Source organism: Streptomyces sp. NPDC048415 (assembly GCF_040651675.1).
Taxonomy (GTDB): domain Bacteria; phylum Actinomycetota; class Actinomycetes; order Streptomycetales; family Streptomycetaceae; genus Streptomyces.
In genome coordinates this window covers 37337-50098 of record NZ_JBEZKJ010000062.1, presented here as the reverse complement: position 1 = coordinate 50098, position 12762 = coordinate 37337, and the positions used below count along the sequence as shown (strand labels likewise).

At 68.4% G+C, this 12762-nt stretch carries 8 protein-coding genes and 3 pseudogenes; 7 read left to right on the top strand and 4 right to left on the bottom strand.

What is annotated here, in order from left to right; all coding sequences use genetic code 11:
- Positions 1-840: 840 nt before the first annotated feature.
- Positions 841-1414, top strand: a pseudogene (locus tag AB0D27_RS31295) (transcriptional regulator).
- 98 nt (positions 1415-1512) lie between these two features.
- Positions 1513-2577: an NAD(+)/NADH kinase gene (locus AB0D27_RS31290; RefSeq protein ID WP_362515511.1), complete on the top strand. Its 1065-nt coding sequence runs from the start codon at positions 1513-1515 to the stop codon at positions 2575-2577.
- Between the two features lie 232 nt (positions 2578-2809).
- Here the strand turns inward: AB0D27_RS31290 and AB0D27_RS31285 are convergent, their stop codons facing one another.
- Positions 2810-5500 carry a SpoIIE family protein phosphatase gene (locus AB0D27_RS31285; RefSeq protein ID WP_362515510.1) on the bottom strand — a complete coding sequence of 897 codons (2691 nt, stop codon included), beginning with the start codon at positions 5498-5500 and terminating at the stop codon, positions 2810-2812.
- A 347-nt stretch (positions 5501-5847) separates the two neighbouring features.
- Between AB0D27_RS31285 and AB0D27_RS31280 the strand changes: the two genes are divergently transcribed.
- Positions 5848-6960: a PP2C family protein-serine/threonine phosphatase gene (locus AB0D27_RS31280; protein ID WP_362515514.1), complete on the top strand. Its 1113-nt coding sequence runs from the start codon at positions 5848-5850 to the stop codon at positions 6958-6960.
- Between the two features lie 161 nt (positions 6961-7121).
- A pseudogene (locus AB0D27_RS31275) lies at positions 7122-7537 on the top strand (SpoIIE family protein phosphatase); the annotation flags it as partial.
- Here AB0D27_RS31275 and AB0D27_RS31270 read toward each other — a convergent pair.
- Positions 7536-8477 carry a DUF5996 family protein gene (locus AB0D27_RS31270; RefSeq protein WP_362515508.1) on the bottom strand — a complete coding sequence of 314 codons (942 nt, stop codon included), beginning with the start codon at positions 8475-8477 and terminating at the stop codon, positions 7536-7538. The pseudogene AB0D27_RS31275 and the gene AB0D27_RS31270 overlap by 2 nt on opposite strands.
- Positions 8478-8629: 152 nt before the next feature.
- Entirely contained in the window at positions 8630-9910 is a 1281-nt protein-coding gene (locus AB0D27_RS31265; RefSeq protein ID WP_362515506.1) for a recombinase family protein, read from the bottom strand.
- A 30-nt stretch (positions 9911-9940) separates the two neighbouring features.
- On the opposite strand from AB0D27_RS31265, the gene AB0D27_RS31260 reads away from it, so the two are divergent.
- From AB0D27_RS31260 to AB0D27_RS31250, 3 genes and pseudogenes are all read left to right on the top strand, one after another.
- Positions 9941-10129: a hypothetical protein gene (locus tag AB0D27_RS31260; RefSeq protein WP_362515504.1), complete on the top strand. Its 189-nt coding sequence runs from the start codon at positions 9941-9943 to the stop codon at positions 10127-10129.
- Between the two features lie 11 nt (positions 10130-10140).
- Positions 10141-11376: an epoxide hydrolase gene (locus AB0D27_RS31255; protein ID WP_362515502.1), complete on the top strand. Its 1236-nt coding sequence runs from the start codon at positions 10141-10143 to the stop codon at positions 11374-11376.
- A gap of 289 nt (positions 11377-11665) precedes the next feature.
- Positions 11666-11848, top strand: a pseudogene (locus AB0D27_RS31250) (hypothetical protein); the annotation flags it as partial.
- Positions 11849-11851: 3 nt separating this feature from the next.
- Here AB0D27_RS31250 and AB0D27_RS31245 read toward each other — a convergent pair.
- Positions 11852-12376 carry an NUDIX domain-containing protein gene (locus AB0D27_RS31245; RefSeq protein WP_362515500.1) on the bottom strand — a complete coding sequence of 175 codons (525 nt, stop codon included), beginning with the start codon at positions 12374-12376 and terminating at the stop codon, positions 11852-11854.
- Between the last annotated feature and the right edge of the window lie 386 nt (positions 12377-12762).

Sequence of the window (12762 nt, the reverse complement as noted above, 5' to 3'; positions counted from 1 at the left end):
TCCGCGCCAAGCTCAACATCAACACCACCGCCGAACTCACCCGCCTGGCCATCTCCCTCGGCCTGTGACACCGGGCGACACCGCCCGCCCCCCCCGGACACCGAACGCCCGGACGACGGCCCGGCACCCACACCCACCCCCGCCACCCCGTTGCCCCACGTCACGCGGCGCCGCCGCTGCTCACCGGCCCGCCCCGAGTCGTAGCCCGCCTCGGCCCGGCCCAGCAAACAGCGGCACACCGACGCCGAGACCCAGCTGCGGAACGCAGGGCGCGCCCACTGCCCGCATGGCCGCGGGCGGCCAGGAACACACCCCCCGGCAGTGACGTACGTCCTGAAGCCCGCTCCGGAGGGCCGCCTTACGTTGGACCTGCCACGCCCACCCCGGGCGCGCCAGTCCTCGCGACTGCATCACGTCCAGGCAGGGGCACGTGCACAGGGCGGTCCACCATTCCCAGTGATCTCTCGCCCGTTATCGCCGCCTCCACGCGCTGGCTGCTGTCGGCCTTCCCGCCGGCCGCCGGTCCGTTCGACGATGCCCCCTGGCCGAGGCCCAGACACGAACATGCGACCACCATCGCTGCCGCCCTGCGCTACCCCACCGCGCTGGACGCCGAAACGCTGAACCTGCTCGGCCCCGGAGGCTCCGGCAGGCTGGAGTGTGTCACCGGCGCCGACGCCCACCCGCTACCAGTCCAGGCGAGCGCACAAGGAATTCACTCCCTCTGCACCACACGCCAGGGACGCCGAACTCGCCGAGAGGGAACGGAAATTACGGTATTCACCGTGTTCTGGCAACCTCAGAAAAACCAATCGGGAGCAGCCGCAGGAGGAAACCCGAATGCCGGAGAGGAACCACGACTTCGGGAAATACGGCGCTCGCGGCATCAAAGTCCATGAGGCAGCCGCCCGCCAACTCGACACCCTCGCCGGCTACGTCGCCATCCCCTCACCACCCGGCGCGGCCTGCTGGCCCGGCTGCACTACCTCACCCGCACCGACCACGCCCGCCAGGCCGCCCGCAACGCGGGCCTGACGGTCGCCGACCGCACTCTGAACGCATGGCTGGAGGGCAAGCGCTCCCCCTCGAAGAAGAACCTCGAACGCATCGAGACCGCATACCGCACGGTGCGCCGCCACAACGTGGCCCGCTACCTCCTCGGCCGTCTGAACGCAGCTGGCCGAGGCACGCGTGTCGAGATCCACCCACTGAACCAGTCCCAGGTACCCCGGCCACGTAACGGATCGTGGAATACAGAAGCTTCAACGTGCGTAACTGTGGACCGGATGGTAGAGGCCTGGGCACACAATGACGCCCAGGCCTTGGATGACGCATTTGGGTGGAGCAGATCGTGGATCTGGGCAGCCAGTGGGGCCAGTACGAGTACGTGACCAACGTGGGATTCGCTGCCTGAAAACCTGTAGGTTCGAATTGCGCGTATCCCTTTCTGGTTGACGGTGGCCTTTTGTCTGGCCCAAGGGACGACACGACCGTGTAGGCCGGGAGGCGGACATGACCGTAAAGCGTGTGGGCCTGGTCGTGCACGGAGGCCGGGCAGAGGCCGTCGACGCCGCTCGCGGTGTTCGCGCGTGGTGTGCGAGGCGTGGCTTGCAGTGCGCGGACATCGACGTGTGGGAAAGGGGCCCGCGTCACTACGCTCGTGAGGAAGTCGAGTCAGCCGGCGATCCCGACTTGATCGTCACCCTGGGTGGCGACGGTACCTTCTTGCGCGGCGCCCATGTGGCAGTCGAGAACGACGCCCTGGTTCTCGGCATCGATCTCGGCCGAGTGGGCTTCTTGACGGAGGTGCCCGTCACCGCGATTCACACGGCGCTGGATGCTGTGCACGCCGGCCGGATCACCATCGAAAGCCGGATGCTGCTGACGCTCCGCGCATCATGCCTGCTGAAGATTCCCGCCGATATGGAGTCGCTGCTGGAGTACGGCCGCGGTCCCCTCGCGCCACCTCCGAAGGCGCATACCGACTGTGAAACCGGCGGCGACTGGGGGGTGGCCCTGGACGTCGTCGCCCTCAACGACGTCGTTCTGGAGAAACTGTCCCGGGACCGGCAGGTCTCTGTCGGTGTCTATATCAGTGGCCGACTGCTCGCCTCCTACTCCGCTGACGCGCTCTTGGTCGCCACTCCGACCGGTTCGACGGCCTACAGCTTCGCGGCGGGTGGCCCGGTTGTCTCGCCCCGCGCGGAAGCGCTTGTCTTCACGCCCGTCGCTCCGCACATGACGTTCGATCGCTCGGTCGTCGCCGCACCCGATGAGCCCATCGTGCTGCGCGTCCTGGAGCGCTCGGGACGGGCCGCCGTCAGCATTGACGGCCAACTGCGCGGCGTCCTGGAGCCAGGAGACTGGATCGGTGTCTATGCGGCCCCCATTCGGCTGCGGGCGGCACGGCTGGGACCGACGGACTTCTACAGCCGTCTGCGCACACGCATGAACCTCACCGACGCTCCGGCCGCGGTCGCGGACGGGCTGGCCGTCCCACTTTGGCCAGTGACGTCCCCGCCCCCCAAGGACTTGGCGCACTTGGCCCTGCCTACAGGACCAGACCAGGCATATTGACCGCGTCGAAGCTTGGCTCCAGTCTCAGGACGGCCCCGGAAGCGATCCGTCCGGCAGCCCTGGCTACTGGAATCAATGTGTGCTTCGACAAGCCCGGGATTCCGTCGGCATCGGGCGATCGCAGTACGTTGTATCGCAGTACGTGCCAGGTTCCTCACCACAACCGGCTGAACGACGACGTCTCTTGGCAGTCAGTGCCAACCGTCCACGAGGTCGTCAGGCCGAATCGTCTTCACGCCGGTGCTTGCGTCTCCGGCAGTCCCTGTTCGGCCCAGATCACCTTGCCCTGGAGGGTGTACCGGGTGCCCCAGCGCTCGGTTATCTGCGACACCAGGAACAGGCCGCGGCCTCCCTCGTCCGTTGTCGCGGCGTACCGCAGGTGCGGCGAGGTGCTGCTGCCGTCGGCCACCTCGCAGATCAGCGTACGGTCGTGGATCAGCCGTACGTGGATCGGCTCGGAGGCGTAGCGGATGGCGTTGGTGACGAGCTCGCTCAGGACGAGCTCCGTGCTGAAGTCGAGCTCGGACAGGCCCCACTCGCCGAGCTTTCGGGACACGGCGTCGCGCATCCTCGCGACGGCGGCCGGGTCCGGCGGCACATCCCAGTCGGCGATCCGGTCGGGCGGCAGCGCCCGGGTGCGGGCAACGAGCAGGGCGACGTCGTCCTTGGGACGGCAGGGCAGCAGCTCGTCCAGCACGTCCTGGCAGGTCTCCTCGGGCGCCCGGTGGGGGTGGCCCGCCAGCGCAGTGCGCAGCAGCTCCATTCCCACGTCCAGGTCGCGCCTGCGGTCCTCGATGAGGCCGTCGGTGTAGAGAACGAGCTGAGAGCCCTCCGCGAGCTCCAGCTCGGCGGTCCGGAACGGCATGCCGCCGAGGCCGAGGGGAGGCCCGGTCGGCAGGTCCAGGAAAGTGGCGGTTCCGTCGGGGTGGACAAGCGCGGGCGCCAAATGGCCGGCACGCGCCATGACGCAGCGGCGCGTCACTGGGTCGTAGATCGCATACAGGCAGGTGGCGCCCACGACGTCCATCGCGCTCTCCGTACCGGCCTCGTCCTGGTCGATGCGACCCACCAGGTCGTCCAAGTGGCTCAGCAACTCGTCGGGCGGCAGATCCAGGGTGGAGAAGTTGTGCACCGCGGTCCGCAGCCGTCCCATCGTGGCGGCGGCGTGGAGGCCGTGGCCGACGACATCGCCGACGGCCAGCGCCACCCGGCTCCCCGGGAGGGGAATCACATCGAACCAGTCTCCGCTCACGCCCGACTGGGCGGGGAGGTAGCGGTAACCGATGTCGAGGGCACTCTGCTCGGGCAGGGCCCGCGGCAGCAGGCTGCGCTGGAGGGTGACCGCCAGGGCGTGCTCGCGGGTGTAGCGGCGGGCATTGTCGATGCTGACCGCGGCACGGGCCACCAGTTCCTCCGCCAGCGACAGCTCCTCCTCGTCGAAGGGCTCGTGCTGCTTGGAACGCCAGAAGTTGGCCATGCCCAGGACGACGCCGCGGGCCTGGATCGGTGCGGCGATGAGGGAATGGATGCCGTAGTCAATGATCGCCTTGGTGCGCTCCGGGTCCTGCGCATGCCAGCCCGTGGCGGTCGACAGGTCGGTCACCAACTCGGAGTGGCCGCTGCCGAAGCCGCGCGCCTGGGGCGTGGACGGCAGAAAGTCGATCAGTCGGCCCTTCTCGTAGAGCGGATGGTCGTCCCGGATGCCGCACACGGCCGTGCGCCGCATGTCCGTTGCCGTGCGGGCCGGCTCCTCGCCGTGCAGCACGGCGTCGGCCAGGTCCACGGTGACGAAATCGGCGAAGCGGGGGACGGCGACCTGTGCCAGCTCGTCGGCGGTGCGCAGCACGTCCAGGGTGGTGCCGACGCCGAGCCCGGCGTCGTACAGCAGCTTGAGCCGCTCCCGTGCGATCTCCGCCCTGCCGGTCACCGCCTGCAGTTCGGTGGAGTCGCGCAGCGTCACCACCGTTCCCTTGGGACCTCCGCCGCGATCCGTGGGCCGCTGGTTGACCGCCAGCAGCCGCTCTCCGGCGAAGTGCACCTCGTCGGTGGCCTCGCGCCCGGAGACGAGCAGCTCCATCGTCTCCGGGTCGAGGCTCGACAGCTCCGACACGAACCGTCCTTCGACGTCCGGAGGCAGCTCCAGCAGCCGTCTGGCCTCGTCGTTCGCCAGCACCAGCCGCCCGTCGCCGGCGACGATGAGGACACCTTCGCGCACGGAGTGCAGCACCGTGTCGTGATGTTCGTACATGCGGGTCATCTCGCCCGGGGCCAGGCTGTGGGTCTGCCGTCGCAGCCGCCTGCCCACCAGTGCCGTCCCGCCGGTGGCCAACGCGAGCGCCCCGGCCCCGGCGCCCAGAATGATCGGCAGTTGGCGGGCCACCTCATTGGTCACGTTCTTGACCTTCAGCCCCGCGGAGACGAGGGCCACCACCTTGCCGCCGGGGTTCTCGATGGGGACGGTGGCCTGCACCTCCTGGCCGAGCGGGCCATGGACGCTCTCCGTATAGACCTTCCCCGCCAACGACGGCCCGATGGTGCCCACGAACCGTTTTCCGATCAGGTTCGGCAGGGGGTGGGTGTAGCGGATGCCCTTGGTGTCCATGACCACGATGAAGTCGACGCCGGCGGCCCTGCGCCCCACCTCGGTGAGCGGCTGGAGAATCTTGCTCGGGTCGGGGGCCTGCAGCGCCGCCAGGACACCGGGTGAGTGCGCGAAGGTCTCTGCCACGGCCAGGGAGCGGCGCTTGGCCTCGGCGTTGGTGTCCCGCTGTGACTGCAGGGCGAGGGCGAGCACGCCGCAGGCCACGAGCAGCACTACCACGGCCACCTGGAGCAGGAAGACCTGCCCCGCGACGCTTCGCGGGCTCTTGCTGACCAGTGGCCTGATGGATAGGCGTCGGAAATCGGCGAAACGATTCGCCATGTGACCTTTCTAGCACTGGTGATCCCGAGTGGCCATGGGCCGCGCGAGGAGTGCTCTCGACCGGGCTCGGGCTCGGACGACCGCACGGGCATGCGGCGCACGGCGTCTGGCACAGGTGGCCGGCGCTTCGGGGTGGTTGGTCGCGGCGGTGTCCACCGCCCTTTGAAGCAGATCGCGGCGTCCTGATCCGCGGCGTCGCGCACTCGTTCGTACCTGTTCGCGTGAGCCGGGCGCAGCCTGCCCAGGGGGCGCATGCATGCAGCTTTCCAAGCTGATCACCGCGCACGCAGTTCATGCTCCGGCAGAGCTCGATGCCCGCTTCGACCGATATGATGCATTTTGTGATCATGTCAGGACGGCTGCGACGTCGTGGTCCCCTCTATGGCGGCCGGTGGGGCGTTGCCCTGCTGTCGCCGGTGATCCTGACCGTCCTCATCTCTGGCCTGGCATTCGCCACGCCGAGGGAGATCGCCTTCAGCCGCCTTCTGCCCGCCGCACCCGCCCTTGCCGCCGCGATGTGGCCCGTGCTCCCCACGATCCTGTTGGGGACGTTCTGCCTGCTGGTCATGATCGGCCTCGGCTTCGCCTACACCGACTTGGGGACGCCCTACACGGCGGCCGCGATCATCGCGGTCACCTTGGCGGCCGCCTACGCGAGCCATGTCCGGCTCCAGCGGGAGGAAATGCTCCTCCAGGTCCGGCTCGTGGCCGACGCGGCACAGAAGGTGCTGCTGCGCCCCCTGCCACGCCGCATCGGGAACATCGAGCTCGAGTCGCTGTATCTGGCGGCCCAGGAGCATTCCCGGATCGGGGGAGACTTCTATGAGGCGGCCGGCACACCGCACGGGGTCCGTCTGCTCATCGGCGACGTTCGGGGCAAAGGCCTGTCCGCGGTAGGGGCGGCCTCGGCGGTGATCAGCTGCTTCAGGGAGGCCGCGTACGACGAACCCGACCTGCGGGGCATCGTCCATCGCCTGGAAACCAGCATCGCCCGCCACAGCGCCGCGTTTCCGGGCCAGGATCTGCCCGAGCGCTTTGCCACCGCTCTCATCGTCGAGATCCCGCACGGCGGCGGCCAGGTCAGACTTCTCAACTGCGGGCACCCGCCGCCGCTGCTTGCGCATCACGGGAAGATCCGCGTCCTGGATCCCACCATCGCCTCGCCGCCTCTCAACCTCGCAGCGCTCATCGGTGACTACTACTGCGTGGACACCATCGCCTTCGCCCCAGGTGACCAGCTGCTGCTGTACACCGACGGCGTGTCGGAGACCCGGGACCGCACGGGTGAGTTCTTCCCGCTGCCGGACTGGATGGGTCGGCAGGGACTGGAAATGCCCCGCGAGCTGCTCGACCGGCTTCACCAGGACCTGCTCCGCTACAGCGGCGGAAGGCTCGACGACGACATTGCGGCCCTCGCCGTAAGGTGCCCGAACACCCAGGGGCAGGAGCGCCCGGCGTAGATGGCTAAAGGCCCTGGGTGGGACTCGCCGGTCCTCGGCATCGGCGGTGCCCAAGGGGGCTCAGCTGTGCGTCCGCGGGATCAGCGCCGATCTGCCGGACGAGCGCGGTGTCGCCATTCGGTCTTTGGCCTTGAGAGCGCAGTTTTGCACCGGGGTGGTCGATGTCCCGCAAGCGCCCAACGGGCGACGGCGACGAGCCGCCGGACAGACTCGGGGTCGCTGCCTTCTCAGGTGCATGAGCGTACGGAGTTCCAGCGCTCACAGGGCGAGTTGGTCATCTCTCTCGCTGCAGCGCGGCATGCTTCCCTGGGACGTGCCGACCGGGCCCGGATTCCGTGTGGCCGTACAACGCGTCGGCCTGCCACGGCCTCAATGCGGGCGGAGACTGGTACGACGCTTTCAAGATGCCCGACGAAGGCATGGGGACGACCAACCCCTTGGGATGTCCATCGGCGACGTTCAGGGTCACAACATCGAGGCAGCGGCGTTCATGGGGCACGTCCGGGTTGGCCTGCGTGCGCTCGCCTCCGTCACGCGAGGCGGGGGACCTCTCGCCAGGACGAACGGCCTCCGGATCAGGCGGGAGGAGGCGCCAGGCGCGGGTCTGTGATCCCTTCGGGGCAGGCCAGCCCGGCCACGTCCCAGTCGGCATGCCTGGCTCCGGCCCGGTAGGCGCTGTCGTAGAAGGCGAGCACGGCGGCGCGTGGGTCGGCTTCGGTGCGGGCGTCGTCGTAGCGGAGCACAGCCAGATGACTGCCATGGAGCTCCGTCCACCGGGCGGATCCGGGGGCGAGCGGTTCCTGCGCCAGCCCCGGGGGCTCGGGAGCGGTATAGGAGTAGAAGGCGGGCTCGGGGAACGTGTCGTCCCCGAACCAGAAGCCGAAGCTGATCACTTCGCGGGAGTACGCCTCCCGGGTCACCGGGTCGGCCTCCGGCGGCTGGTCGACGTGCCGCCCGGAAAACCTGGTGTGGGCGATGTCGAATGTGTGCCAGAAGTGGTGCACGGGGCTGGCCTTCCCCGAGAAGCCGGCTGCGAACTCCTCGAGCACCAGCGCCACCCGGCTGAGGACCCGCCAATAGCGGTTGACCTGCACGGGATCGTAAGCCGCGTGTTCGGTGTCCTCGGCGAACGGCCGGGCTGCGTCCGGTAGGTCGAACGGCTGAGGGACGGGGATGTCCACCCGCACGCCTAGTGCGGCCAGAGCGTCCTGGGTCGCGCGGTGGAAGGACGCCACAGACTGGCCGGGGAGCGGAAAGGACACCTGTCTGCCGTCCAGGGAAACGACCACGAGATGGTGGCTGACGAAGTCGAAGTCGATGGTGAACGGGGTACCGTCGGCTCGCCCCATCGGACGCGTGGTGATGCCACGTCCGGTGAGGTGGAAGGGGACGTTCCACCAGTGGTTGCGCCGGGGGCTTGCGGCGAGCCGGATCTTGCCGACGACCTGAGTGAACCGGTGCAGTGTCTCCTTGCAGTCCCGCCATTCGGCGAGCGGAATCGGCGGGAAGGGCTCCATGGGTCTTCCTTCCTGCTCGGACGCTTGGGGTGAGCGCGGATACCGACGGACCTCCGCGGATACCGGCGGACCACTCCATGATGGCCAACCCGCCGGGTGCTGGCACGCCGCCAGGTAGGGACTACCTCCTACGGCACGTCGCCGCGGCCCTTTTAGGGAGTGGGAGTGGCAAGTCCTCTTGCGTCAGCGGAGGCCCGGCCGGGGACCTGTCCGTGGGATGTCCACTCGCGGCGGGCAGGCTTCAGCGCCAGGGCGAGCGAGTCGTCGTCGATGACCTTGGGGCGGCCGCCGGAGTTGCCCTGTTTCGCGGCGGCGACCTGGCCCTCTAGAGTCTTGTCTTCTCCCGGATGTAGTTGCGATTCGATCTGCCCGGCGACGGCGAGCATGGCGAAGAACATGGCGCCCATGCCGTTGGGGTCGTAGATCCCGGTGAGCGGGCCGGTGAGGAGTTCGAGCTGGACGCCGGCGACCTGGAGGTCGACGGAGAGCGTCATCAGCTCGGCGGCGTTTGCGGGCCGGGCGCTTGAGCTCGTGGACGATGAGCCTTGAGCTCGTGGAGGTGAAGATGGCCGGGGTGCCGGGCGCGGCCTCCTTGAACTGGCGGGCGCAGCATTCGCGTGCTGACCCTTCTTCGCGCCTGTGGTGATGACGAGGCCCTTGGCGATGTCGCGCAGGCTCGTCTCCTGGTCGCGCAGATGGAGGGCCATGGACAGCATGTCGCCGTCGGTAACGCCCGCGCCCCCAATGGTCTTGCGGCGCTTGCGGCCGGACTCATGGCCTTCGAGGGTGCGGTCGCGGATGTACCCGCGCTCCATGCCGGACATCGCGGCGAGCACGGTGAACACGATGCCGGACGGGTCGTGCGAGCCCTTCAGCTCGCCGGTCAGGAACTCCGGGCCGATGGCGCTCGCCTTCAGTTCCTCGGCGAGCATGGCGAGTTCGATGCCGCGGCCGAGCCGCTTGTGCTCGTGGACGACGAGGGTCACGGCGACACCGGAGGAGCGGATTTCACCGGCGAGCTTCACGGCGGCCTCCAACTCGGGGCGCTTGGTGGCCCGGGTGGAGATCTTCTCCGAAAAGACGCAGGTGACCCCTGCCTCGGCGAGGGAGTCCAGCTGCGCGTCCAGGGACTGCCGGGTGGTCGAGGCGCGGGCGTAGCCGAGACGCACGCGGCCGACTGGTTTGGCGCCGGCACGCGCGGGCCAGGACAGTTCGGTCCACACCGAGCCTGGCTTACGTACGGCGGGGGTCGGCACGTTGAGGACCTTGGCGAGTTGGGGCACAAGGCGGAAGCGGGCGGTGTGGTACTGGATCGCCACCTTGCCCTGGCCCGTCCGGCACGGGGAGCCCGCGGGGGCGGCGCAGGTGGACATCGGGCAGTCGCGCGATTCCACGCCCTTGAAGTCGTCGCTCGCAACCCCGGACTGTTTCATGAGGGTGTTTCAGACGTCCAGCCAGAGCCGTTGAGTGTCCGCGCCGGTGCCAAGGTGGTCGAGTCGCGGCTAAAGGAGGGCATCGGTTGCCTGGCCGCCCTGCTCGACCCGCACCACCGGCAGGCACTCGCCGCGTCGCTGCCCGCACTCCTTGAAATGGCCCGGCTCGCCGCCCAACCATCCAACAGGCCGACGGCACCGCTTCCCCCTACCTGGTAAGGAACCACGCCATGACCACCCCGCACGCCTTCCCCCTGGAGCCCACCCCTATCCATGTGTCCGACGAGGTCCTCGATGACCTGCGCACACGTCTCACATTGACCCGTCCGCCGTTGGACGAGGGGAATGGGGACTGGTCCTACGGCGTCCCGGACAGCTATCTGCGTGAGCTGGTCGCCTACTGGCGGGACGGCTACGACTGGCGCAAGGCAGAGGCCACCATCAACGCCTACGAGCACTACCAGGTGAGCGTCGCCGATGTCCCGGTGCACTTCATGCGCAAGCCCGGCCACGGCCCCCGCCCGATCCCGTTGATCCTCACCCACGGCTGGCCGTGGACGTTCTGGCACTGGTCGAAGGTGATCGACCCGCTCGCCGACCCGGCCGCCTTCGGCGGTGACCCCGCCGACGCGTTCGACGTCATCGTGCCGTCCCTGCCCGGCTTCGGTTTCCCCGGCCCGCTCACCGGCTTTTCGGACGTTAACTTCTGGAAGGTCTCCGACCTCTGGCACACCCTGATGACCGAGACCCTGGGATACGAGAAATACGCCGCCGGGGGCTGCGACATCGGCGGGATCGTGTCCAGCCAGCTCGGCCACAAGTACGCCGACGAGCTGTACGGCATCCACATCGGCTCCGGGCTGCCGCTCGACTTCTTCAACGGCCCCCGCGCCTGGGACTTCGCCCGGAATCGGCCCCTCATCGACGACCAGCCCGCCGACGTCCGCGCCCGCATCATCGAGCTGGACCACCGCTCGGCGTCCCACCTCGCCGTGCACATGCTCGACGGCGCCACCCTGGCCCACGGGCTGAGCGACTCCCCCGCCGGACTGCTCGCCTGGCTGCTGGAGCGCTGGAACGCCTGGAGCGACAACGGCGGCGACATCGAGTCCGTCTTCAGCAAGGACGACCTGCTCACCCACGCCACGATCTACTGGGTGAACAACTCCATCGCCACGTCGATGCGTTACTACGCCAACGCCAACCGCTACCCCTGGGCCCCCGCCCACGACCGCACCCCGGTCGTGCAGGCCCCGGTCGGCCTCACCTTCGTCACGTACGAGAACCCGCCCGGCATCCACACCGCCAACGAGCGCGTCCGGGCATTCAAGACCGGCCCGCAGGCCGATTGGTTCAACCACGTCAACGTCAACGCCCACGACCACGGCGGCCACTTCATCCCCTGGGAGAACCCCGACGCTTGGGTGAGCGACCTGCGCCGCACCTTCCACGGCCGCAGGCCCTGAACGACCCTGCCTGGCTCGTCTGGCGACGGGCCAGGCGAACGTTGCCTGCCGGGGGCGTGCGCGTCGGCCGACCGGCCCGCACCGCCCGCCACGGGGCCTCGTCCATCCGCGGGTCGGTGAAGTCTTGGTCGGCCTGGATGTGCCTGGATTCTCGCCGCTGATGCCCGCGATGTACCCCACCGGCAGCCAGCTCGCCGACAAGCTCACGATGATCAGCGGGCCACCGCCGGAATCTGCCCGGCGTATCAGTTCCGGACCGTGGCACCGCTAATCACTCACTGCACCGGGGAGGTCGCTGGCCTGGTTGTTGCACGCACGCCGAAACGTCCGGGACTACGAGACCCGGCCCGAGCACTCCGAGGCGATGCTCACTCTCGCCGCAATCACGCTCATGAGCCGCCGGCTCACCCGACAACCCAGTTACCCCACCGTCGGGATGCCGCGACCGGGACGGGCGCTCACAGCCGCGTGACCGTCAGGAGTGCGCCTTGCCATCTCCAAGCCGCAACGCGCACTGCTTCATGCGGAGACGATCGTCAGAGAACCATCCCTGCCATGGCTCATTCAGCCGATGCCAGGCAGCCGACTGACCGATTTCAGACGCCAACTGCGTCCGTTGATCGATAACTGCCACATAGGAAATGCCTGCGGTGGCCGTCCGGTTGGGGTGATACGAGCGCACCGTGGCGGCCGCCGGTGTCGCAATGAGCTGTGCCTGCACTCCGGTCTCCTCGAACAGTTCCCGACGAGCTGCCTCGCGCGGCGTCTCGCCGGGATCTACCTTGCCGCCCGGCGGCACCCACCCTCGCCAGCGGTGATTCACTAGCAAGACTTTGGTCAAAGTGCTGTCAAACACCCACACCTCAGTCGCTAGTGGTCCGTCTATGGACACATTGGGGCGGAGCAACCACTCCAACGTGCCGTCATAGTCAGCTAGAGCTTGACGCGCATCGCACATGGCAGCTTCAAGTGCGCGTGCCTCTATCAGGTGTCCTCTCACCTGCCGGAGAGTACGACGAGCCACTGACAATCAAGCCGTCACGAGATCGCGCAGGGTTCAAGGCGGGTTCTGAGAAAGAGGGCGGGCCTTCTGCGGCCAACTCAACCGCTCACGGGCCAATTCAAGCGCTCCTTACCTTGTTGGCGGGTTGATTCCCGTCCTTCGCACGATCGGCTGACTCAGGGGCCTGGGCGTGGCTGAAAGCGCTCATGCCGTGGTTGTGGCTTTGCCTGATTGGCCGCCCATCGCCCCGCGACGACACGGCCACTCATTGGGATGAGCGAACGGAGATCGCTTCGACACGTCGGCGTGGTCGTCTGCAGGGTCCAGGAGACCGAACGACGAAGGGGGCTCGAGTGCCCCAGCTATGGGCGGGAACGGATGCC

What these genes read in the sequence shown, in the direction of transcription:
- AB0D27_RS31255 (WP_362515502.1), top strand. Translation starts at nt 10,141, where the DNA reads ATGACCACCCCGCACGCCTTCCCCCTGGAGCCCACCCCTATCCATGTG.
- AB0D27_RS31265 (WP_362515506.1), bottom strand. Translation starts at nt 9,910, where the DNA reads ATGAAACAGTCCGGGGTTGCGAGCGACGACTTCAAGGGCGTGGAATCG.
- AB0D27_RS31290 (WP_362515511.1), top strand. Translation starts at nt 1,513, where the DNA reads ATGACCGTAAAGCGTGTGGGCCTGGTCGTGCACGGAGGCCGGGCAGAG.
- AB0D27_RS31285 (WP_362515510.1), bottom strand. Translation starts at nt 5,500, where the DNA reads ATGGCGAATCGTTTCGCCGATTTCCGACGCCTATCCATCAGGCCACTG.
- AB0D27_RS31270 (WP_362515508.1), bottom strand. Translation starts at nt 8,477, where the DNA reads ATGGAGCCCTTCCCGCCGATTCCGCTCGCCGAATGGCGGGACTGCAAG.
- AB0D27_RS31280 (WP_362515514.1), top strand. Translation starts at nt 5,848, where the DNA reads ATGTCAGGACGGCTGCGACGTCGTGGTCCCCTCTATGGCGGCCGGTGG.